The following is a 22,515-nucleotide window of genomic DNA, read 5'->3' on the forward strand; positions in this document are numbered from 1 at the left end:
TGACAGTTTCAAACGAGTGAAATCCTCACGCATCCTATGTTTTCACCAGCATCAATAACGCCCCCGCTATCGGCGTCATAATCATCGCCGAGCGAAGCAGCAGCTTCGGAGCTCTCTTCGTAAATTTAGCCCCAATATAAGAACCGATCATCGTCCCCGTAACGACTTGTGCGAGCAATACAAAGTCCAAGAATCCAGCTTGGAAAAAACCAATCGACCCGAACAAAGCGATGGGTAGTATAACGACCATTGTCGTCCCCACCGCTTGTCGGAGTGGAAACCCGAATAGAATGAGCAAAGCCAGCTGGATGAATGGTGTAGATCCAATCCCAAAAACCCCAGAGAGTGAACCCGTTACTATACCCGTCAACGCCGCCAATACCCAGAACTTTACTTGCTTTACTTCAACAGATTCCTCAGCAAGCACCCGCTCCTTCGAGGAAAACACCTTACTTGTCCGAAGCCAAATAAGAAGCCCAGAGACGAACAACATACCACTGGTCAGCCAAATGAGCTGATCAGCTGCAATCATGCGAGCCACGAAGGTTCCGGCATACGCACCACCCGCCCCAAATGCCCCAATAATGAGGCCTGATCGAAGCCTAGCATTCCCTTCTCGGAAATGACTGATTGAACCTGATAAAGTTGTAAAAACCATCGCTGCAATTGAAGTGCCAAGCGCTGTATGAACAGGGACATGGAACACGGCTAGGAGAATCCCAATAATAAAGCCAGAGCCCCCCGTACCGGCAAAGCCTAAGATCATCCCCATCAGAAGCATGGTTGCTAGAATGTCCACATTCGCCATCTACTTTCTCATTCAGGTTGTTTGAAAGGCATATTGTTGATAGAAAGAAGGCCGCATATCGGTACGATTCCGATTATGTCCATTTTCTCGAATGTATTTCAAGTAATCGAGATTAATATCTCCCACGACAACCATCTCCACATTCGCTTCCCCTTGGCTGACAATCGCATTTGGCGTACCAATCATCGGTTGAATCGGTGAATAGATGCCGCTTTTACCCGTGAATGTAAATCCGTAAGGAATATGCGTTGGGAACGGAATCGATCCGATCATATGACTATTCACCACGTACACCTGATTCTCCGAAGCTCTTGCCTGAGCGAATAGAATATTGCGGCTTTGGCCCCATTCATCGAGACAACAAGTCGGCGCGAGGATAATATCAGCCCCCATTTGACTAAGGATACGTGCTACTTCGGGGAAGGAGTTATCATAGCAGATGGAGATACCATAGGTCACACCATTTATTTCGAAAACATCCAGCTTATCGCCAGGTGTGGTCAATTCTTTGTTATACACCATTTCATAGGAAGGATGGATCTTGTTCTGTTCAAAAACAGCTCCACTAGCTGTGAAGACATACGCTGTATTGTAATAGCATTTACGATCCGGCTGATAGGCGAAATGCGTCCCCGCAGCGAGTGTGATTTCATACTCTTTGGCCAAATTGGCACATAATTGCTTGATCGCTGCTGTGTATTCCTTGCCAAACCACTCGAAAATTTTCGTGACATCCTCCGTACTCTTGATGTCAAAATGGTGCAGCGTGAGCAGCTCTATCGCGAAAAACTCAGGCAATAAGAGCAGCTCCGCCCCTTGTGCTACGGCTGATTCAACGTGCCACCGAACATGATCCTCAAAGTCTTTCATTGATCTTAGCTTTCTGGCCCGAAACTGGCTGCTGGCAATCTTCATCTTAGTTAACTCCTCTCAGTTCGACCTCATGGGTGATCTTGCGCATGAATTGGTTCATCCTCGCATTTTTCATATGAAAGACTTCGTCTGGCTTCCCGCTCATCGTAATTTGACCATCCTCCATAAAAAGAACGCGATCAGATACGTTGCGAGCAAAATTCATCTCATGTGTCACGACGACCATCGTCATGCCCTCTTTCGCAAGTTTGACCATGATATCGAGCACTTCATGGACTAATTCAGGGTCAAGTGCGGACGTCGGCTCGTCGAACAAAATAACCTTCGGTTCCATGGCCAAAGCTCTTGCTATCGCCACACGCTGTTGTTGACCACCCGATAAATTAGCGGGATACTCATTAATTTTCTCTTGTAAGCCAACCTTTTCAAGCAGCTTAATCGCTTTTGCTTCTGCTTCTTTACGTGGAACCTTTTTCACAATACGCGGTCCTTCGGTTACGTTATCCAGTACGGTTTTATTCGGCCATAGATTAAATTGCTGAAAGACCATGCTGACCTCCGATCGAAGCCAGGTCAATTTCATGTACGATTGCAGCGTTAAGCGTCCGCGAGCGTTCGTCTTATATTCGGCTTTACGCGTATCCACGTAAATCTCCCCTGAGGTCGGCACCTCCAGCAGGTTCATACAGCGTAGCAATGTGCTTTTCCCCGCACCGCTCGGTCCAATAATTGAGACAACCTCACCCTCTCGAATTTCGAGATTGATTTGATCCAGTACCTTTTTCTCATGAAATTGTTTATTTAGTCCACGAATATGAATCATATCTCATGCCTCCTACCTTTTCGCAATACGCAGTTTCTTTTCGATGAAGAATTGCAGCAACATGATCGAACTGGTCATGGTTAAGTAGATAACTCCTGCCACACCCAGCGTCTCCATGACACTGTATGTACTGTTATAAGCTCGTTGTGCGCCAAGCATTAAATCCGGCACGGTAACAATGGATACGATGGCTGACTCTTTCAGCATGATGACACAGTTATTAATATAAGGTGGGGTTAGCAGTCTAATTGCTTGCGGAATGGTGATGCGAATCATCTTCTGAAAAGGGTTCATCCCGATCGAATCCGCTGCCTCTAATTGACCTCGATCCACGGACATGATGCCTGCTCGAATGATCTCCGACTTAAAGGAAGCGGAATTGATCGACATGGCCGCAAGCCCTGCGACAAACGCAGGAAGCTTGAGACCGAATGGCGTGGCATAATACAACCAGAACAGCGTAAGCATTAACGGGGTTCCTCGAAATACCCATACATAAACGAAGGCAATGCCGCGAACTACACTGATACTGGAAAGCCTCATAAGAGCAATAAAGTAGCCAAGTATTGTTGCGCACAAGATGGCTAGTATGGAGATTTTGAAAGTCGTCAGCGCCCCCTCTAAATAGAGGGGCATATAATTGGATACAATTTCCCAGTCCATGCCAATCACTCATTTTCTGTTTATTTTAGGTTACTTCGGAAGCGGTGCCCCTACCCATTTGGTAGCGAGTTTATCGATAGTTCCGTCCTTCATCTTCTCATCAATTAGACTATCAATAATTGCCTTCAATTCGGGTTCATTTTTACGCATACCTACTCCCATGTTTTTCACTGCTGCAACATTACCAACCAACTTAAGTGGCTTATCGCTCTTATCATTCTTGATGTAATCATTCGCTGCAATGTTGCCAACTGCGTAAAGGTCGATTCGACCTGCTTTTAGATCTGTGAATGCTTCCGCGTTCCCCGGGTATTCCTTCAGTTCTTTGAAACCACCGAATTCCTTAATGACGGTATGTGTTGCTGAACCGCCAATCACGCCTGTAATCAGACCACTCAACTTTGTTACGTCCTCTACTTTGGTCGTATCCTTCAACGTCACAGCTACTGTGCCGTCTTTGCCATAAGGTATGGAGAAATCAATACTCTTCTTTCTCTCATCCGTCTCCGAAAGAGCTGACATCACGAGATCGAATTTCCCTGCTACGAGACCCGGAATTAAGCCCGCGATATTTCCTGGCACGAACTCAACCTTGACGCCAAGTTTCTCTGCAATCATTGTACCGATGTCGATATCTAGTCCTGTGATCTGGCTTTGTTCATTCATGAAGGTCATTGGACGGAAGTTTCCGCTTGTTCCAATCACGAGCTTGCCATTCTTTTTAATTTGTTGAACTGTTGCTGATGTTGCAGGCACACTTGATGCAGCCACGGCTGGAGTTGTTGATGCTACTGACTGATCAGCAGGCTTAGCCGTTGTACCTGTCGTCGTTGCTTTGGCTCCACAAGCGCTAACCAATAAAAGCGATGCAATAACCAAACCCTTACTCATCCATTTACCATGTTTCATTTTCCCCAGCTCCCCGTAATGTATATTGTCTTTATATGTTAGATTATATATCACGATAATTAGGTTTACATTAGAGTTGCTTCACAAATCTATCATGATTTCATTGTGAACCATTCACAAAGATTCTGTACTCATTACGGTAATATTCAACGATTCATTCTACTTTTCCTCTATAGACGAAAGATTTTTTTAGTAATTCCTACTAAATTTGTTCTTTCCTCCACCTTCATTTTATGTTAGCTTTATTAACATAACAATTGAGGAGGTTAGGCCATGAATGGAATCAGTGTGAATGAATTAATCGCTCATAAACCTTTCCTATTTGGAGAAGATCCTATCATAAGTGGCGCCAAGGGCTTAAACCGTCGCATTACCAATGTGAATGTGATGGAAGTACCGGATGTTTTCAACTGGGTAAGGCATGGTGATCTCCTCCTCACCACCGCATACTCCATTAAAGATAACCCCAATGCTCAGAATGAGCTTATCCCCAAACTTGCTGCAACAGGAATAGCCGCTATCGGTATCAAAACTAAGCGGTATCTCGAAACCGTTCCAGAAGAAATGGTTACTCTTTCTAATGAATACGGGCTGCCCATCTTGGAGCTGGCCTATCAAATCGGCTATTCCCAAACTATTTCGGAAGTGCTTGAGGAAATTCTCAACCAGAAAACGAATTGGCTCATGGAACAGCATCATAAGATACAGTTGCTTACCAGTACGCTAATTATGGGCGAGAACAGCAAAACCTTTATCGAGACATTTTCCAAGAGTACAGGTTTGCAAGCTGCCTTGATTACCTATGAATCTGACATGTATGCCACTGATCCCGCGTTCAGGAAGGAATGGCCTGATGCCAGACACCTTCGGCCCGTTGCACCGCATTCATCTACCACAGCACTGCCTTCTTATTGGCTCGACGATGACACAACCACAATTTATTTGCCGATTGAGAAAAATAACGAAACGATGGCTTACTTTGTCTGTTGGGGGTGTAAGGACGGGGAATGGGAGCCGTTGCAGTTCCTGCTACAGCATACGGTTAACTTACTAACCCTGCACCTTAGCAAACAACATTCGCTGCGCAGTTTAGAGGATAATCAGAAAGATCTTTTTCTCAAAACCTGGATCTTAGGTGAAATTACCGATCCACAAGCCATAGCACTGCAGGCAGCCTCATGTGGACTTCAGCTGCAAACTAGCTACAATGTTTGTCTCACCTCACCGCTCCCACCTTTTTCATCACGAGAACTCATGAATGTGAAAGCTTACTGTATTCTTCAAGGCATCGTCTTACTTTCTATGGGGAATGAATGGGTTTTCCTTATTCCAAAGCCGCTGGCTAACCAGAAGAATGCCTACCTCAAGCTCCAATCCGAGCTCCATAAATGCTTGAAACAATCCAGTATTCGCCTCGGCATCAGCAGCACGAAGGGATTATCAGACATACACGAGGGCTACAAAGAAACCGTAACGGCACTAGAACTCTGGGACTTCATTCAGCCCCATGAAACGCTATGTTACTACGACCAACTCGGTATGTACTCGATTGTCCATGTACTTTCTGATCAAGAATCCATTAAAAAACAGCTATTTCAGTATATTCAGCCCCTATACACATTCGATAAAGAGAATAACGCCAAGCTCGTTGATACGTTAATTACTTACTTGCAATTCGGAGGAAACATTAAGGAAACCGCAAAGGCTTCTTTCTGCCATTACAATTCCATTGTCTATCGTCTAGAAAAAGTTCAAACCTTATTAGGGGTTGATTTGAAAGACCCTGATATTCGTTTCCAATTGCAAATGGCTGTCAAAGTGTTCGCTTTTTCCACAAAAAAAGGAACTATGATGGGCTCATAGTTCCTTGTGAATCGTAAAGTGATGGTTGCCTAGCTGCGGGCTTTTCATCTCAACGACATCGCCAATTTGACAAGTCATCGGATTCGACGGTGTCCCTGTTAAGATGATATCCCCCTTACATAAGGTTGTCATGCGTGAAATATGCGAAATCAACCAATTCGAAGAGAATAGCAGGTTCACTGTGTTATCTTTCTGAATAAGATTGCCGTTCACCCACATTTCGAGATCAACCTGATGTGGATCAGCATTAGAAACCATCTGGCCAATCGGGGTCATCTGATCAAACATCTTGAATCTTCCCGTATCAAAATGCGCACTCGCCGTAATATCATTAGCAATTGCATATCCCGCGACAATGGATGCTACATCTTCTTCCGCAATATTTCTGGCTTCTTGACCGATAATGACCGCCATTTCCACCTCACAGATGAACTCCGTAAGCTGTGGTGGCAAATAAATATCGGTCTCTACTGTTAAGCTTTGCGGAGACTTGATAAAAAGGAAGGGATCCTCCTCATGGGTGATCCCTTTTTGAGCGCGAAAAGCTTTAAAATTCGGTCCCACACCAATGATTTTGCGTGTTTCTTTCAAGTACGCTTGGATATTCATGAGAAGCTCCCCTTTATTTCTCTAATCCTTTAAATCTCGAAGTCGGTTGTTTTTTTGCTGAACAGATCGCATTAAATCGACGTTAACATCCTTATCCTCAGCGAAGCTGATGAGTGCGTTAACATCTTTGGGCAGGCATTTACCACCATAACCGCGATTATCCTCATAGACAAATGTATGACTTCGCCCGATTCGAGGATCCTCGAGCCAAACCTCACGCAATTCATTGTAATCAATGCCGTATGCACCAGCGACATCATAAAATTCATTGCAAAATGACACCTTCAGCGCAAGGAAGCAATTCTCCATGTACTTCGCCATTTCGGCTGTACGGGCATCTGTTAACCGTATTCTCACTTCCGCGTTATACACCTGCTGATACGCACGAACCACAAGGCTAGTATCGGTAGATGCGCCTCCCAACGTAAGCCACGTACGGTGACGTAAGTCGGAGAAGTGGTGATCCACGGTTTCCCCGTAATATTCAGGCTGGAAAACGATTCTCTTCCTTGTGCGTTCCTTCATATCATCCGTGAAGCCAACTGGCACGGTCGAACGAATAACAATCACTTCAGATGTCAGCCACACAATAACTTCTTCCACAATAGATGTATCGCATTTACCATTCGGAAGCGAGGGCGTCGGAACACAAACAAACACCATGTCACATGCGTTCACCTCATTTTGGCTGCCCATCTGTAGAGGTCCATCATATATAACAGCCTTGGGAAATAAAGCATGAATCGCTTTGCCTACATGGCCATATCCAACAATTCCTATCTTCATCGTTATCCTCGCTCCTCATGTTGATAATCAATTAATAGTCGATTCCCCTATGTATTACGCGGCCACTTTATCTTCTTGGATCTGTTGCTGTTCCTGACGCTTCTTCTGAACAGCTAGAAGAATGAATACGAAGAAGTAATATCCCCAGTAACCCACGAACTCTTCCAGTGAAGGATTCTGCGTATAACCAAGGAAAGCTTTAAAGAAAATACCGACTTGGCCGTTAATAAGCGGCTCTTTTCCATAATCACGCAGATATTGCACACCGTCAATAGGGTGTTCTGGCATAAAGGCAGTAATATTATAAATTTCAGCTATCTGGTGTCCTGCTGTTCGATATAGGCTGCCTATAATTCCTAAATCCTGCATAATCCCAATCGCCTGAACAAACAGTCCAGCCGAAATCATCATGAGGAAGACAGCGGTTATCCGGAAGAACGTACTCAAACGAATCTTCTTTGTCCCTTTGAAAAAGAGTAGTCCCACCACTGCGGCTAGCACCAGACCGAATAAAGCTCCCCAGCTTTCAAGCGCTTTCTGAATGTCGCCACCCGTAATAGCAGCGAAGAAGAATACCGTCTCCACGCCTTCGCGCACAACAACCAAAAAGGAGTGAACAACCATATTAATGGCGCCGCCAATGGTCAATATATGAGCAACCTTGCTTTGAACCTTGCCTTGCATCTCACTGCTTTGCTTCCCCATGAACATAATCATATGAGTCAATAAACCAGATGAGACGAGCATAATCCCGATCTTCAAATAATTCTGACTACCCATACTTGCAAAACCAGTTAATAAAACCTGGAAAGCAAGAGCCAAGCCGTAACTGACAACTATGGCGAAAAACACGCCAACCCATACCCATTTATGCCAATGGATCGCATCTATTCGAGTCAAATAAGTAAGGATGACACCTACAATGAGAATGGCTTCCAGTGCTTCGCGAAACGTAATGAGAAATGCCTGTAAATCCATGATCTGCCTCCTGTTCTCTTTCCTTGCATCTGAACATTGAAAAACACTTGTGCTTATACAGCACAAGTGTCTTCCTTCTGAACGAGATGATTAACGAAGAATGATGATCTCACCATTTTGATAGAATACGCCATAACTGAACAACTCAGCTACTGCACGCAATGGGATGAATGAACTGCCGTTTTGAAGAACAACCGGCTGATCCAATTTAACTTTCTCGTTTACTTTACCATTCTCAACAACTTGATCGGAACCAGCCTTGATTTCTGTTTTCTTGCCATCTTTTGTGATCACGATCGTTTGCGTTGCTTCAACCCATTCAACTTGCGCATTAATCGCTTGAGCAATAACTCGAACCGGCACTAACGTACGGCCGCTTTCTTGATTAACGAACGGAGCATTCTCAGCTGTGAAAGCAGCGCCATTTACTTTATATCCTTTGTCGTTCACTTTTAAGCTGGAACCATCTTTATCAACGAGGAATTTTACGATGTCAAAGATAGCTGCGTTCGTAGCGGCTGCATCGGATTTATCAACAGCTTCATTTAATTTCGTAGCTGCAACACTTGCAGCTGCAAATTTCTCTTTACCCAAGAACACTTCTTGGCTAGCAAGGAACATCGTACCTTCAGCAACATATCCGCGTGCTCCTTGTAGGTCACCAGCTTCTTGTTTAACTAGAATTTGGTTAAGGTATTCAGATACTTTACCGATCATCGTACGTTGAAGTGCATCGCCAATTTCAGCTTGTTTGATTTTGCTAGCATCGCCGGAAGCGAAGGCATTCTTAACGAAATCAGCGTCAGCAGGGCTTCCGCCTTTAAGGTAAGTGTATACAGGCATAAACAGGAAGTAACCTTCTGTGATCGCTTTTGATTGGTCAGCTGCCGCAGCCAATCCAACGTTTTCAGCGTATGTATATGTTGCAAGCGCATAGTTTTTGATCAATGTTTTGTCAAGAATTTGACGGTGGAAGTTAAAGTCATTCAAGTTGTTATCTTTGATATCTTTTTGAATTAGCTCAATTGTTGTTTTCAAAAGTGGTACCATGTTCAAGCTATACTTCGTATCACGTTTTACAACGTTAGCTTGTAGAGCACCTTCATAAATTTGAACGACTTTATCGAAAGCAGCTGTCGCTCCAGCGATGTCACCCTTGGTCAACGCAGGACGTACTTGATTGCTCATCAAATCACGAAGTGCGAAGAAGTAATACCATTGCAAACCTTTATCGATTGCTTCTTTCGCTGGACCAACTGGCAAGTCACCTTTAATGGCAGCATCCAAAATAAGCAAGATGTTGGCATCCATTTTAGGATCATCTGCTTTGATGTTGACATCCAGACGTTTAACATCGGTTTGGAATTTATCTACATATAATTTCTTAATATCAGCAAGCACAGCTTTATCGGTTTTATCTGTGAAAAGTGCTTTAATATCTGTGAACGATTTAAGGCTAGCGGAGATCGTTTGATCTTCTTTGATTTGGAATTTAGTTTCTGCAAAAGCAACGGATGTTACTGTAACAACGCTTGATAGAGCGATTGAAGCACTTAATACTACTGATAAAAATTTACGCATGATAAGTTTCTCCTCTATTCGTCTCAATTTTTTTGTTGATCTAACGTTTACGGTTAAATCCACTTTCTTTTGCGAGCGAACCATACGGCCCCGCCTAATACAATGATGACACCACCAATGACACCAACACTGACCCATGGATTCGTTTTGTCTGAGCGTTGCATCGGTGCATGTGCTGCTGCTTCTTTCACAGGCTCAGCTTTCACGGCTGTGCTAGTTGACTCTGTAGCTTTAGCGGGTGCTTCTACTGTAGCAGTAGGCTTAGCCTCTTCAGTCGTCGGTGTTGGGCTTGGACTTGCTGATGCTGATGCAGACGGCTCAGGAGAACTTGTCGCAACTGTCGCAGCTGCGTCTGGCGCCTTCGTCTCTGCCGGTTTGGTCTCCGTCGTTGCAGCAGGCTGTTCTTGCTTAGGACTAACTTCCACCTTCACAACGGGCTCTGTCTTTGTCGTCTCTACCGGCTTAACGGTAGGCGTTGGCGTACTTGTGGCAACTGGTGCTGGTGCACTGTAAGCTTTGTAAGGAAATAGCGACTTTACCTTACCAAAGATAAAATCAACCTTCTCCTTAAATACAGCAGGCTGCACTGGCTTCTTCCCAACGCCGAACAATCCTGGATTACCTAATGCATCAAGAGCAGCGTCAAATGACTTATCAATTTCTGCTTTGCCCGATCCTATGTAAGGCTCTAAGGTATCATAGGTTGCTTTGGCTTTGGCCAATAGCAGCTTTGCACCCGCATAGTCATCAATACCCTGTTCAGCATAGGTAAAACGACGATCTAAGTTCATAACAAGGACAGCTTTGAAATTAGCAATAACTAGTTTATTATCCTTAGCCTTGAAATTAGCATCTAACGTAGTTCCGACCTCTTCACCAAAGTGTGCTACAATTTCAGCTCTTCGCTCTTTGTAGGCACCTTCTGCTGCTCCCCAGTCATTCGCACCATCACCAATACTGGTTTGCACCAGTTTAAAAGTTTCAGCGACATCTTCGGTATTCGCGTCACCGTATGAATATGCCAGCGCGGAAGTCGGCAGGATGAGTAATGCCGCAAACACAAGAGTCAATCCGGCTAGTAGCCATCTTTTCATATCTTCACCTCTGCTATGAATTTGATTCTCAATGTCATTGATAATGATAATCATTGTCCATTTTTATGTCAACCTTTATTTTACAACTTGATCACACATTGTTCATCGTTCGTTCATAATGGTAACTAACGAACCCATTCAAATAAAGTCACGTGTCCATAGGCAGGGTCAAACAGCGTATCGGATGTAAACTCGGCAATCTGTTTTAAATGCGATTCCACCAATTTCCCCTGAGCCGCAAAACCTTGCACAACATGATCGGTTAGAAAAACGCGTCGACCCGAATTGGCTCCTGCCAATGATTGAAAATACCCATACGTATAGATGCGCTCATGTTCGTAATCTGCTTGTAAGTACTGTAGGACTCTCGTTTCTTCCCATGTAAACAGAATGAGAGGCTCATGTAAGCTACTCAGATAGTCATGCAGCTGATAAATCGCTGGTTCGTCCAAAGCCTGTCTTTTTAATAGCTGCGAGCCATAGAAAACCTGTACGACAATGAGACTAATGAAGAGCGTGTACAGCAACTTTGGTGCTAGTCTCAACAGACGCGACTTAGGATCTGAGGCCTTCACAGCATCTGCCGTTCGAATGATATAGACAAACAGGAGGCATAAAATTGGCGAAACGACCGGAACAATATGTCGAGGTTTTTCGATATTTTGACCTATTAACGCCCATATGGAATAAAGAACAGCACAACCGACCAACCAAAATAAGTAATTCCTGTTCTCTTTATTAAGCTGCTCTATCGATGCGACGAATCCTCGCACGACCAACGTTATGACAGCCAAAATCGCGAAACTGGTGCCAATAAGAATGGAACCACCGAAAAGGGCAGAACCTAGCAAATTATGCCCGAATAGCTGGATGATTCGGTCCCCCAGGGGCATCGGCGTTGAGATCACGCCACCGCCCCACTCAGAGAAATGCCCCTCTACAAAAGCTAGGGACAACTTCCAGAAGCCAGCCACATTTCCTTCGGAAAGTACCAAGCCGGCTACCCAAATCAATTGAAACAGCCCTGCTGCCAGAGCTGAGCCTCCTACTCGGAGCCATCTCCTCCAACGGGTAGCCCCCTGCTGCCAAAGCGAATACCAGAGGGGGACTAAGGCTAAACCGTAAGGAAAGAAAGATAGGCGAATCCCCATTAAGAAGCTGAACATCAGCAGCGCTAGCCCGTGACGCAGCACAGCGTGCGGACGATCCATCGCAAAGCGGATACTCCAAAGAAACCACCACAGCATGGCCATGCCTGCGCATTCCGACATGGGACGTGAGGACATGAGCCAAATGTAGGGGCTGCTTAAAACGAGTGCGGGCAGCAAAAGGCTCTTGATGCCGCTGCCCGTCAGACGATGTGCTAATAAAAACATAGGAATCGCGGAGCTTAATGCCGCTAAGGTATTGAAGACGGATAAGGCTATAGCGGGATTATTAATCCAATGCTTAATAAACCAACCACCCAGAATAAAGTAGGGATATCCAGGAAAATGAGGCTGCATGGCCAGTAAATCATACCGATGCAATGCGAGTGTGAAGTCCACCTCGTCCCATGTACGCACATAAGGACTCGCATATAGCAGACTAAAGCAGATCACACTAGCAATAACCGCAATTGCAAAAAGCGCCATTACTAACGCGTTGCGTGTCATAAGCTCGGTTCATCTCGATGCATTTGGACACTAGCCTTGCGCTTGCGGGAGACGGGACGTCTCATTTCTTTGTAAATCGCCGGAATTACGGAAGACACATACTGTCTGAACTTGATGAAGGATTGACCCTTGGTCCGTACTTGGTACGAGATCGGAATCTCCTCTAAACGATAGCCCTGACGAACCAGATTAATCGTGAGCACCTGGGCGTAGTTGTAGTCGTGAATAATGACGGCGTTCTCCATGGCATCGCGCGAGAATCCGCGCATCCCTGATTGTCCGTCATAAATCCATCTGCGAAGCAAGATCGCCTGCAGCAGCGTAAAGGTATAGTTGCCTAAGCGTCGATGCAACTTCATCCCATGAATGTGGCCTTTGAAGCGTGAGCCAAAGGTGTAGTCCGCGCGCCCGCTGATAATGGGCGTAAGGACGTCAGGGATTTGCTCCGGCGGATACTCATTATCCGCATCAATCATGATGCCAATGTCGCCGCCGAGCAGGCAACATTGCTTCAGCCCTTCGCTAACGGCTGCGCCGAGCCCCCGATTGTGCGGAAACGACACAATGTGGTCGGCCCCTGCTTCGCGCGCAACTTGGACGGTGAGGTCCTTAGACCCATCGTCGATCACAAGCACTTCCACCTCATATTGCGGGTGGAAATCTCTCGGAACGCGGGCAATGACCCCGCTGATATTCTCTTCTTCATTATGTGCAGGCATGAAAACGATGATTTTTTTCTTAGTCATGATTTTTAATAGCCTCCGTTAGAACAGGTCCACGACTATGGCTTGGAAAGGGTGCTCCCAGCAAATAAGCCAGCGTCGGCGCCATAGATACGAGTGAATGCTTCTCATCAATGCGGCGGCCCGCTTCGATGGTTGGACCGTGCAGGAAGAAAGGCACATAACGCTCGCCTTCGTCAAGATGCCCATGTCCGCCAATGCCGTCTGCTTGCCCGTGATCCGCACAGATGATCAGTGTTGTATTCGCCATCATACCGCGTTCTTCGAGCCAACCGACGAACTCTTCAATAAGTTGGTCCGCTTCGGCAATCTTTTGCGTGTAATCATCGTAGAGAACACCTCGGCTGTGACCTGTTTGGTCAACTCCAATTAATTGGGCAACGAGTAGGTCAGGATTTTGCTCTGCCATAATCTTCTTCGCTCGCTCGATGATATTACGATCTGCAACATCGTTGTGCATAACAGCCGTCACACTCTCCACATCGTCTCCCATGGAGTCAATCAAGTGTGCAATGCCCAGCAAGCGACCTTTTTTGCCCACTTTACGCAGGGAATCGAAAATACTCTCAACCCGAATACCCAGCCTCCACACCATATTGGAGCGAATCCCATGCTCACGTGGATATGTACCTGTAAACATCGAGGAGAAGCATACAACGGTACGCGCTGGATATACGGTTTCCATTTGCGCATATTCGGTGCCTTCTGCTCGCAGTTTCTTCATAAATGGGGCATTTGCTTCCTCAAAGCGTTCTTTACGCATGCCATCCACAACGATAACGATCACTTTCTGGTTCAATGCTTTTCCGCCTGCTTGTACAGGGCTTGAATCACGTGTATACGTTGGAATTTCAGATGGCTTCCAGTCGAATAAGTTACGGTGCAGAATGAAACTGTAGATCAACAAACCTCCTGCAAATAGCAGCCCTGTACCCACATCAGCCGAAACATCCCCCTCGAATTGACCATAAAAATGACTCCATACAAACAGCAACAACAGAAACTTAGGCATCTGCTCCTGCGCATTGCCGCTGGTAGAGTCACTATTTTTCAGAACAAGCTTCCAGAAGCGTGTGAAGTTCCACCAGGTCGTTCCAATTCGCAAATGGTAGTAAAACGTGCCCCAGAAATAAATCGTAAAGAAATAAAACACCCCTAACGCCAGCACATATAGCGTTAGTTCATTTCGTTCCCAAATAAGAAGTGCGGCAATAAGTGGCAACCATAAATAATTGCGTAAAAAGAGCGGAAAATCAAAGCAATAATATATTACAAATAGAGGAAGCGTCACAAGCAGGCTTAGACCCGCCGCGCTCCAAAAGCTAGAATCAGACCATACACCGATATGGTACAGCAGAAAAACGCCGACAACGAAAATTGGTGTAAACGGTTTCCCCTCATTTAATAGGTTCCAGCAGCGTGCTGCAACAATCTCAAAAGATGATGCCTTTTTCATATTAATCTTCCTTCCGCACTTTGTTATAGGATTGTGATTTAGTTTGACTTGTGACTCGGCTAATCCAAGCTTTCATTTCTCGAAAGTGCAGCGGCATCCGCAACAAAGAATAGCCACCTAACGCATAGGCAAATAGAAATTTAAACGTATGTGACAATAGCGCCGCTCGATAGGCGTCTTTCCCATCTACACCCAATAAGGCAAGTGAGCCGCTCATCGTACTTTCATAGGTGCCAATGCCCCCAGGTGTAATATGAAAAATTTGCCCAGCAATCGTCATGCTATTGGCCCATACGAGCGAAATGCTTCCTAATTGCACATTAATAATTTGGGAGACTGCGAAAATGACCCCCGCTTCTAGCACCCAACTGAATGTGATTAAACCCAGGATGGCGAGCCCTTTGCCCGAAAGCATTTTAAGATGAAAATAGGCAGAATGTTTGACGACAAATGGGAATTTGCGAATCACAGGTAAATAATGAGCCGTTGCGAGAATCGCTGTGCCAGAGGCCAGCAGCGTCACCCATATCCAAGAAGAAGGCAGACCCATGCGGACGATGCCAATCCCTCCAATGACCGCCAGCACAAGCATATCCAATAGGCGCATAACCGCTACGGAATGGAGTGCATCCTCCCATGACTTTCTGCCATTTTTCATTAATAAACCGGTTCGAACCCCATCTCCCACCTTGATCGGCAGCACATGGTTTACGAGCAAACTGTAGCTAATCGCATGAAAATAGACCGCGAATTTGACATCTTGTCCCGCGTATATTCGCCAAGCTGCCGCTTTGAGAAGAAAGGAAGCTAAGTAGGCGATTACCATGAAGACCAACCATTTGGGCCGGTGGAAGAGCAGCCCTACATCACGAAGCCATTCCTTCGAATCGAACCATTGCCATGTGATAACAATGGAACAAACGACCAGAAAGATCGCTATAAATTGGATCATTCGTTTCTTTGTCAGCATATTTGTTGAGACCCTCTTTGGAATGAAGTTAAATACAAGCATGAGAATGAGAATCATGGTCAGTATAGGCGGTTTACACCTTTACGTCAATCGAAGATTTACTAAAATGTATAAAAAAACCTGAGGGCAGCAATCCCTCAGGTTTCTTGTGCTGTCTATTTTATCCAAAACAATAACTACTTATCTTCCCTCGTGAAATACTTTTACTTGCAGCTGTTCCGAAAACACTAACTTATAGATGAGGACACTTAACAGTATGCTCGTAATTGCTGCGGAGCCGGTAAAGGAGAATACGATTAAAATTTGATAACGCACAGCTTCCACTGGCTCAGCTCCTGCCACGATCATACCTGTCATCATCCCTGGAAGCTGAACAAGTCCTACAGTCTTCATGCCGTCAATGGTCGGGATCATACTGAATTTAACCGCTCGTTTCCTTACGTCTTGCAGTGCCTGTCCTGCGGAGGCTCCAAGTGATAATAGGGCCTCAATCTCACCTTTCGATGCAAGAACTTCTCTTTTGAGTTGAGTAATAAACAAGCCCGATACGATCATGGCATTTCCGATGGTCATGCCGCTTAGCGGTATGATGTATTGCGGTGTTGGTTCAATGAGATGCAGCCCCAGAAGCATACCCATCATAAGAATCTCCACCGTCATGATCGACAAGGCGATTCGCCATAGAATGCCAGGCATGCCGCCGCCGCGTTTGGCCGCATTCCAGGAGGCTACAGAAATCATAAGCGTAATAATGATCATCAAGTAGATAACATGCTGGGTTTGAAAAATGTAATGCAGCACATATCCAATAAATAATAATTGCAAAGTCGATCGTATCGTACCAACTGCAATCTCTTTTTCTAATCCAAGCTTCTGCCAAAATGATGGAGTGTGCTTTTCCCTTGCCCTGATGAACCGATGAGGGCGATACGTTCCGCTTGCTGAATCTTTACTGTAATACCCGAGAATAGGTAAGGAGACTTAGGATTGTCCTGATTATATGAAAGCTTGGCCAGCTTATTAATTTCAAACATGATGGGTATCCTTTCAGGTCCTTTGGGATCTTTTACTCATTGTAGCACTTGCTCCAATTGGGTCAATACCGCCAATAGCCTAAATTTCAAATAAAAAGAGACTCCTCGCAATCAGCGGCAACATCTTTCTGAAGACCCTTCCCATCTTTATCAAGTCCAAAATCTGGATTGATCTAACCACTTTGAAATAATTATCCTCTTCCGACATTCTTTCTATGAAAGAAGAGATTAAAATACTTCGAGTGGTCTATCGTCAAATGAGGACACACCTAAGTGCATCCTCTTCTCATAATGCATATCCTTATAACTTGTCAATCACATAATGCCAATCTCCTGCACCGAGGTCTATATCTACATACCATTCAAAAGAGTCATGTACTGGTATTGTCTGTGCAGTCCCATTACTTACAGCCATATTAAGTGAATCATAATAACCAATACTAGGCTCTAATGCACAAGTAACTCGATCGTTGAACATCCCTTCATCCATCCAAACTCCTAGATAAGGAACCCTATCTTTTGGAACAGATACGATTAGAAAGTTTTCACTTTCCTGACCGTATAGGCCAGACCAACTTACAGGTACTTGCCCCTCATAATAAAACTTTCTTCCATCCCCAGTAACCGTGGGATAAATTAATGATATCTCATCCCAAGCATATGTTTCCCCATTCTTCAGCCTCTTACCTTCGTACACGCATAGCATTTCCGACATGGATTCAGGAAGAAGTATACGCGTCGGTTCAGTGACTGCAAGTTGGGGATGAGGTACCCACAAAAAAGGTATGGGTTGGTCACTCTTATTTACCACACGGTAATTCATCCTTACCTTATTGCCCGAGTAGAAGGAGATGCTTCTTGTGAACTGATACGATAACAACTGGCTTTCTACCGAACAAATAACCTCGTTCTCTTCGATTCTATATGTCCAAGGAAGCGACCAAATTTCGCCATGATCGGGCAGGTTAATGCTCTTATCCATTTCCCATGGACAAGCGTTAATCGTCGGAAAACATTCATCCCAGCCGCTCATATCCCATTCGCCAAAGGATGAGCCGTATTCAGGCTGTCTAAACGGTCTTTCACCTGAATCAATCAGCCACTCCTTACCACTTGGCTTATAAATCAGTGATACCAATTTTGCTCCGAGACTCGGTATGATCACCATGCGGATTTGTTCATTTTCAATGGTGACCGATAAGAAGCCTTTATAAGTTCCCATTGTTATGTTGCTCATACGCTCAGTCATCATTTGCACATACTCAAATGAATTCGTGCGCCTGAATGATTCGTTTCCAGACCTAGTGCATGTTCAAACTGTTCCCTCGCCTTTTCCATGTTACCCAGACCGAGATACCCCAGACCCATCATATATCGACAGTGAACTTCATTTCGAACATTCAAATTGTCCTCGAATACTAGGAAGTCTGGCAAGGAAACTGCGAAGTAATCAAATTTCACTTCATCGAACAGATGCTTCTCTGCATAATCGATCAGCTTATTGAAGCGGCGCTTAGCTTCCTTCTCAATGCCCAGAGCAAGCCATGCCATTCCTTGATAGTAGATCATATCAGGCGGTTGGTCATTGTAATACATGGCACTAGCTGGCTCATCTAGTCCCTGTGAAGCCATTTCGAAACATTCCTGTGCTTGCTTCGTTTGCTTTAAACCTTCATGAGCAAGTCCAAGATAATAATACACATTATTTTCTTGCGCACCCGACAGCTTACCTTCACCTAAATTATCCGGATAAATAAGTGCTTGTTGTAAAAATGATACAGCCTCTTCAAAATGATTTTCGACTAAAGCTTTTTTCGCAAGCTCAACGTGGGCAAATACATGCTGACCTGTGACTTTACCCTCGCCACCTTCCCAAGGGTGGAAATTGCGTGCTTGTATAGCTTGAATGGCTTTGTCATGATAACCTTGCGTATTAAGGAGAGTAACATACTCCACGTAAAGATCGTCGCGTTTGTTAACTAAAGCTTGGTGTTCCTCTAGCTTAGCGCTACGAGTAGCTGCGGTGTAACTAAGCTTCTTATACAATTGATCCAGTTCATAGAAAACCCGTGCATCATCCTGCCTGCATGCAAAGGCTTTCTCCATGGAAATCAGAGCCGATGCTCTGTCCCCCTGTTTGTTGAAATAAGCGAGTGACAAATTACGATGCACGGTCGCGAAATCTTCTCGGATGGTACGTGATGCTTCCCAATGCGTTATCGCATCTTCGTATCTTTTTTTATCATAAAACCAATTTCCAAGGTAATAGTGAGCTTTATCATCATCCTCAGTAGCCACAGCAATAACGCTCGTCAGCACTTGCAAATCAAATAAATTATTAGGGAAACAGTAATCTGAATTTGCCGCGTTTCCAGCTTTTCTATGGCGCCCAGCCATGTCAGCATATCCTGCTTTATCATGTAAAAAACTAAGTGCGTAATGAATCATCGGGTTCACTTCTGAAGAATCGTGATCTTGAACAATTCGTCCTAGCAATTCAATAGCTTCCTCATATAAGCCACAATTCGCATAATCCGCCGCCAAGTTCAAATAATTATGTGCATCCCCACGCATGAGTCGCACAAGCTCCATCTTCACTTCATTTGCAATCGCCTGCTCGCCTTGGCTTGAAAGTGTAAGATATCGTTCGTTGGCTGATCCGAAATCCGCGATATCCAGTAGCAGTGTCTCCTGCGAGAAGACTAGTGCTTCCTGCAGATGTCCCAGCTTCCGCAGAAGCGCAGCTTTCAAGTGACGCGCTTTGTAATTACGGGAATTGCGCACTTGTGAACGCTCAACCAATTCCAACGCCTCACTGTACGAACCTTTCTCACAAGCAATTTGTGCCAGTGTGAAAAAGCCAGCATCTTGCCAGTTCGCGGACCATGTCGATTTGTATAGTGCTGCGAATGCCTCTTCTTTACGTCCCTGTTCCTTAAGCGCTACTCCTAATTGATAGAGGGCCTCACTGTCATAAGGGTTCGGATTCCGCCAAGTCAGAGACTTTATAGCCGTCCGGAAGTGAACTTCCGCTTTGTCATACAGCCCGCGACGCAGCAAGAGTGTGCCGTAAGCTACATTTATACGGCTATCGTCCGGGTCGCGCTTTAAGCCTTCCAAATAGTAATCTTCCGGCTCGAACGTTGCATGGCGATATTGCTCTAAATGCAGACCGGCTAAATACAGCTGCTCATTCGTTTTCAATTCCGCTGGTTCCAGCAGTGGCTTAGCTGCATCTGGGACTTGCTCAATCGAAGGCTTCGCAGGCTGGTAAGCAATGAGAAGCGTCCCCTCTGCATCCCTTACAGTCAGTTTCAAATCGTGTGCTTGATCGTTTTCATCCAGTGTAAGGACTGATTTGAACGTTTGTGTTGGGGATAGCTCCACAATTTCCTTCAAATACGTTCGGCTACGGCCTTGTAACTCAACAACAGCGCCATTAAACAAGGAAGTCGTATAAGCAAGAACAACAGTTTCACGTGTCTTTTCATCAACTTCTAAGTTGACCGCAGCATCGATGGAGGCATTTTTAACGACTCCGATATTTTTATAAGGCATGAAATATTGCTTGAATGATTTTTCTTCATAGGGTTGTAACCACGTGAAATCCGGTTGGTTATCTGTGTAAACGCCAGTCATGAGCTCAATATATGGGCCATCTTCATCTGTCAGATTGCGATCCCAAGCCTGCCCAAACTCACCGTTCCCCCACGTCCATTGCTTCTTACCAGGAGACACATGATGGTTCGCCACGTGCAACAAGCCTGCTTGCACGCCATGATCATAACCGCCAACGAAGTTGTAATCAGATTTATAAGCCATATACGATGTAGGAACGTGAATGTTCTTGTAGCGTGAGATATCAACACCTGCAGAATAATCCATTTTGTAGTACGTTCCTGTTGCAATTGGAAACCTAGACACATCACGCTTCCCGTGATCAAAGACGGCTGTAACATCTGGTGGAAATACAGATTGCGTATGATCATTTACCGCAACTGCAGGGTTCGCCCACCACAAGAACGTTTGTGGCTCCGGTGTTCGATTATATAGCTGTGCAGAAATTTCTAGATAGGCTTTGCCAGGATACAGCGTGAATCCCGCCGTCACTTTCGTGCCGTACATGCGGTCGATCTCACTCACCCAAACGGTAGCGCTTCCGTCTTCTTGTTCAGTGAGCTTGTATTCAACCGGACCGTACGTATTTGGACGGTGATGCTGCGGCCAGTTGAATTCGATGCCACCGGAAATCCATGGACCGGCTAGGCCAACCAATGCTGGTTTAATGACTTGATTATAATATACGAAGTCGTAGTCATTCGTTTTATCCAACGCACGGTAAATGCGTCCGCCAAGCTCAGGCATAATCTCAATTCGAACAAATTCATTTTCTAATATCACCATACGATAGGAATGGGGCTTCTTCTCATCTTCAATTTTATCGATAACTGGATGGGGATATACCTTACCAGAGCTTCCTTGATATACACGTTTCTCTAAAAACATCGGATTGCGATCCGGCTCACCAATGCCGTAAGTCGGAATCGACTTTACTTCTTCCCATATGCGAACCTTCTGACTCAACATCATCACTCCCTTATCTGATTATCTCTACTTTACCTCGGATGCTAGCAACAGCCAATTGACAAAATGCTTATTATAATGGATTATATTCTTATTATCAGAGGAGGGGTCTATACTTGGATATAGTTGGAAAACGTGAAGGGTTTGAAGAGGAGAAATTGTTCATCCTTCCTGATTATATGCAGACTGAACTATCCCGCTCCGAGCTGACGCGTGATTTATTTGTAAGTGATATTGGCTTCTTCCCGCATGCGCGCCATCATTATCGCGAACGTCCTGAGGGCAGCAATTCTCATATTTTCATCTTTTGCTCCGAAGGAGAAGGTTGGATCCAATTAGGTCAACAACCTGTAATCACCCTAACTCAGAATCATTTGGCGGTCATTCCTGCACATACACCACATCGATATGGTGCTTCTACCCATACACCATGGAGTATTTACTGGTTTCATCTCCAAGGCGACCATACAACGGCTTTTATTCAAATGTACGGAATGGATACGGGACCGCTACATTTACCCATCGGCACTATGACCGAGTACAAAGAGGTTTTTGATAAATGTTATTACTTGCTATCCGATAAAACCTATTCATTACCCATCCACACGTATGTTTCCCAGTCCGTCCGCCAACTGATTAGCAGCATTGGGATCCGTGTAGGTGGTACAGCCAAAGTCAAAAAAAGGGAGCAATATCTAGAAGTTGCCATCCAATACATGAATGATCGTATAGAAACTACCATTAAGCTCCCAGAATTGGCCAAACACACAGGCTTATCTAGACAGCATTTAATTTTATTATTTAACGAAGAAACAGGATTTCCGCCGATTGAATACTTTTTACGCATGAAAATTCAAAAAGCAGCCCAACTGCTCAGTTTAACGCCTCTGTCTATCAAAGAAGTTGGCGCAAGCATTGGGATTACTGATCCCTATTATTTCTCGCGATTATTTAAGAAAATGATGGGTTCTGCCCCTAGTGTTTTTCGAAACGTTCCGAAAGGATAACATGGAGGAAATAATCTTGAATCATTGAAGTGTGTTTTATCAACTGCTTCAACTGTCAAAAAAATTTCGATTATTACAT

Annotated in this window: 20 protein-coding genes; 2 read left to right on the forward strand and 18 right to left on the reverse strand. The window is 44.8% G+C overall.

All coding sequences use genetic code 11. The annotated features are described in order from the left end of the window. Nucleotides 1-34: 34 nt before the first annotated feature. From ASL11_RS31320 to ASL11_RS31340, 5 genes are read right to left on the reverse strand one after another with little or no spacing between them, the layout of a single operon-like run. Nucleotides 35-808 (reverse strand): sulfite exporter TauE/SafE family protein, encoded by a 774-nt coding sequence (locus ASL11_RS31320; protein WP_056623823.1) that lies wholly within the window; start codon nucleotides 806-808, stop codon nucleotides 35-37. A 12-nt stretch (nucleotides 809-820) separates the two neighbouring features. Further along, the gene (locus ASL11_RS31325) at nucleotides 821-1,723 is read right to left on the reverse strand and encodes a nitrilase-related carbon-nitrogen hydrolase (RefSeq protein ID WP_056623826.1); all 903 of its coding nucleotides are present in this window, start codon (nucleotides 1,721-1,723) and stop codon (nucleotides 821-823) included. Nucleotide 1,724: 1 nt separating this feature from the next. Beyond that, the gene (locus ASL11_RS31330; RefSeq protein ID WP_056623829.1) at nucleotides 1,725-2,504 is read right to left on the reverse strand and encodes an amino acid ABC transporter ATP-binding protein; all 780 of its coding nucleotides are present in this window, start codon (nucleotides 2,502-2,504) and stop codon (nucleotides 1,725-1,727) included. A 12-nt stretch (nucleotides 2,505-2,516) separates the two neighbouring features. Beyond that, entirely contained in the window at nucleotides 2,517-3,167 is a 651-nt protein-coding gene (locus ASL11_RS31335) for an amino acid ABC transporter permease (RefSeq protein WP_056623832.1), read from the reverse strand. A gap of 30 nt (nucleotides 3,168-3,197) precedes the next feature. Then, nucleotides 3,198-4,076, reverse strand: coding sequence for a substrate-binding periplasmic protein (locus ASL11_RS31340; RefSeq protein WP_056623835.1), 879 nt, complete (start codon nucleotides 4,074-4,076; stop codon nucleotides 3,198-3,200). Between the two features lie 273 nt (nucleotides 4,077-4,349). On the opposite strand from ASL11_RS31340, the gene ASL11_RS31345 reads away from it, so the two are divergent. Next, a complete protein-coding gene (locus ASL11_RS31345) occupies nucleotides 4,350-5,939 on the forward strand; it encodes a PucR family transcriptional regulator (RefSeq protein ID WP_056623838.1) in 1,590 nt (529 codons plus the stop codon). Here ASL11_RS31345 and ASL11_RS31350 read toward each other — a convergent pair. From ASL11_RS31350 to ASL11_RS31405, 13 genes are all read right to left on the reverse strand, one after another. Beyond that, on the reverse strand, nucleotides 5,934-6,548 hold the full coding sequence (locus tag ASL11_RS31350) for a fumarylacetoacetate hydrolase family protein (protein ID WP_056623840.1): 615 nt from the start codon (nucleotides 6,546-6,548) through the stop codon (nucleotides 5,934-5,936). The two genes, ASL11_RS31345 and ASL11_RS31350, sit on opposite strands and share 6 nt — an antisense overlap. 21 nt (nucleotides 6,549-6,569) lie before the next feature. Continuing rightward, the gene (locus tag ASL11_RS31355; protein WP_056623843.1) at nucleotides 6,570-7,334 is read right to left on the reverse strand and encodes a UDP-glucose/GDP-mannose dehydrogenase family protein; all 765 of its coding nucleotides are present in this window, start codon (nucleotides 7,332-7,334) and stop codon (nucleotides 6,570-6,572) included. 54 nt (nucleotides 7,335-7,388) lie between these two features. Continuing rightward, on the reverse strand, nucleotides 7,389-8,312 hold the full coding sequence (locus ASL11_RS31360; RefSeq protein WP_056623846.1) for an FTR1 family iron permease: 924 nt from the start codon (nucleotides 8,310-8,312) through the stop codon (nucleotides 7,389-7,391). Nucleotides 8,313-8,402: 90 nt separating this feature from the next. Further along, complete coding sequence (locus ASL11_RS31365; protein WP_056623849.1) at nucleotides 8,403-9,893, reverse strand: copper amine oxidase N-terminal domain-containing protein; 1,491 nt, start codon at nucleotides 9,891-9,893, stop codon at nucleotides 8,403-8,405. 53 nt (nucleotides 9,894-9,946) lie between these two features. Next, nucleotides 9,947-10,987: a hypothetical protein gene (locus ASL11_RS31370; RefSeq protein ID WP_157257120.1), complete on the reverse strand. Its 1,041-nt coding sequence runs from the start codon at nucleotides 10,985-10,987 to the stop codon at nucleotides 9,947-9,949. Nucleotides 10,988-11,112: 125 nt separating this feature from the next. Further along, entirely contained in the window at nucleotides 11,113-12,642 is a 1,530-nt protein-coding gene (locus ASL11_RS31375) for a hypothetical protein (protein ID WP_056623855.1), read from the reverse strand. Next, nucleotides 12,639-13,388, reverse strand: coding sequence for a glycosyltransferase family 2 protein (locus tag ASL11_RS31380; protein WP_056623858.1), 750 nt, complete (start codon nucleotides 13,386-13,388; stop codon nucleotides 12,639-12,641). The genes ASL11_RS31375 and ASL11_RS31380 overlap by 4 nt, the downstream gene beginning before the upstream one ends. Then, entirely contained in the window at nucleotides 13,381-14,841 is a 1,461-nt protein-coding gene (locus ASL11_RS31385) for an alkaline phosphatase family protein (protein WP_056623860.1), read from the reverse strand. The genes ASL11_RS31380 and ASL11_RS31385 overlap by 8 nt, the downstream gene beginning before the upstream one ends. Nucleotide 14,842: 1 nt before the next feature. Further along, nucleotides 14,843-15,811 (reverse strand): lysylphosphatidylglycerol synthase transmembrane domain-containing protein, encoded by a 969-nt coding sequence (locus tag ASL11_RS31390; protein WP_056623864.1) that lies wholly within the window; start codon nucleotides 15,809-15,811, stop codon nucleotides 14,843-14,845. A gap of 180 nt (nucleotides 15,812-15,991) precedes the next feature. Then, nucleotides 15,992-16,723 carry an ABC transporter permease gene (locus ASL11_RS31395; protein WP_056623867.1) on the reverse strand — a complete coding sequence of 244 codons (732 nt, stop codon included), beginning with the start codon at nucleotides 16,721-16,723 and terminating at the stop codon, nucleotides 15,992-15,994. After that, a complete protein-coding gene (locus ASL11_RS37265; protein ID WP_157257121.1) occupies nucleotides 16,672-16,845 on the reverse strand; it encodes an ATP-binding cassette domain-containing protein in 174 nt (57 codons plus the stop codon). Before ASL11_RS37265 ends, ASL11_RS31395 begins: the two co-directional genes overlap by 52 nt. Nucleotides 16,846-17,146: 301 nt before the next feature. Beyond that, the gene (locus ASL11_RS31400; protein WP_162261686.1) at nucleotides 17,147-18,082 is read right to left on the reverse strand and encodes a hypothetical protein; all 936 of its coding nucleotides are present in this window, start codon (nucleotides 18,080-18,082) and stop codon (nucleotides 17,147-17,149) included. Between the two features lie 11 nt (nucleotides 18,083-18,093). After that, complete coding sequence (locus tag ASL11_RS31405; RefSeq protein WP_442953112.1) at nucleotides 18,094-21,432, reverse strand: DUF5107 domain-containing protein; 3,339 nt, start codon at nucleotides 21,430-21,432, stop codon at nucleotides 18,094-18,096. 113 nt (nucleotides 21,433-21,545) lie between these two features. Here ASL11_RS31405 and ASL11_RS31410 point away from each other — a divergent pair, with 113 nt between their 5' ends. Further along, entirely contained in the window at nucleotides 21,546-22,436 is an 891-nt protein-coding gene (locus tag ASL11_RS31410; protein WP_056623875.1) for an AraC family transcriptional regulator, read from the forward strand. Nucleotides 22,437-22,515: the final 79 nt, after the last annotated feature.

Source organism: Paenibacillus sp. Soil750 (assembly GCF_001428045.1).
In the GTDB taxonomy this organism is placed as follows: Bacteria; Bacillota; Bacilli; order Paenibacillales; family NBRC-103111; genus Paenibacillus_E; species Paenibacillus_E allorhizoplanae.

Excerpts from the sequence above, each read along its gene's own strand:
- ASL11_RS31320 (WP_056623823.1), bottom strand. The coding sequence starts at position 808 with ATGGCGAATGTGGACATTCTAGCAACCATGCTTCTGATGGGGATGATC.
- ASL11_RS31325 (WP_056623826.1), bottom strand. The coding sequence starts at position 1,723 with ATGAAGATTGCCAGCAGCCAGTTTCGGGCCAGAAAGCTAAGATCAATG.
- ASL11_RS31330 (WP_056623829.1), bottom strand. The coding sequence starts at position 2,504 with ATGATTCATATTCGTGGACTAAATAAACAATTTCATGAGAAAAAGGTA.
- ASL11_RS31335 (WP_056623832.1), bottom strand. The coding sequence starts at position 3,167 with ATGGACTGGGAAATTGTATCCAATTATATGCCCCTCTATTTAGAGGGG.
- ASL11_RS31340 (WP_056623835.1), bottom strand. The coding sequence starts at position 4,076 with ATGAAACATGGTAAATGGATGAGTAAGGGTTTGGTTATTGCATCGCTT.
- ASL11_RS31345 (WP_056623838.1), top strand. The coding sequence starts at position 4,350 with ATGAATGGAATCAGTGTGAATGAATTAATCGCTCATAAACCTTTCCTA.
- ASL11_RS31350 (WP_056623840.1), bottom strand. The coding sequence starts at position 6,548 with ATGAATATCCAAGCGTACTTGAAAGAAACACGCAAAATCATTGGTGTG.
- ASL11_RS31355 (WP_056623843.1), bottom strand. The coding sequence starts at position 7,334 with ATGAAGATAGGAATTGTTGGATATGGCCATGTAGGCAAAGCGATTCAT.
- ASL11_RS31360 (WP_056623846.1), bottom strand. The coding sequence starts at position 8,312 with ATGGATTTACAGGCATTTCTCATTACGTTTCGCGAAGCACTGGAAGCC.
- ASL11_RS31365 (WP_056623849.1), bottom strand. The coding sequence starts at position 9,893 with ATGCGTAAATTTTTATCAGTAGTATTAAGTGCTTCAATCGCTCTATCA.
- ASL11_RS31370 (WP_157257120.1), bottom strand. The coding sequence starts at position 10,987 with ATGAAAAGATGGCTACTAGCCGGATTGACTCTTGTGTTTGCGGCATTA.
- ASL11_RS31375 (WP_056623855.1), bottom strand. The coding sequence starts at position 12,642 with ATGACACGCAACGCGTTAGTAATGGCGCTTTTTGCAATTGCGGTTATT.
- ASL11_RS31380 (WP_056623858.1), bottom strand. The coding sequence starts at position 13,388 with ATGACTAAGAAAAAAATCATCGTTTTCATGCCTGCACATAATGAAGAA.
- ASL11_RS31385 (WP_056623860.1), bottom strand. The coding sequence starts at position 14,841 with ATGAAAAAGGCATCATCTTTTGAGATTGTTGCAGCACGCTGCTGGAAC.
- ASL11_RS31390 (WP_056623864.1), bottom strand. The coding sequence starts at position 15,811 with ATGCTGACAAAGAAACGAATGATCCAATTTATAGCGATCTTTCTGGTC.
- ASL11_RS37265 (WP_157257121.1), bottom strand. The coding sequence starts at position 16,845 with ATGTTTGAAATTAATAAGCTGGCCAAGCTTTCATATAATCAGGACAAT.
- ASL11_RS31400 (WP_162261686.1), bottom strand. The coding sequence starts at position 18,082 with ATGAGCAACATAACAATGGGAACTTATAAAGGCTTCTTATCGGTCACC.
- ASL11_RS31405 (WP_442953112.1), bottom strand. The coding sequence starts at position 21,432 with ATGTTGAGTCAGAAGGTTCGCATATGGGAAGAAGTAAAGTCGATTCCG.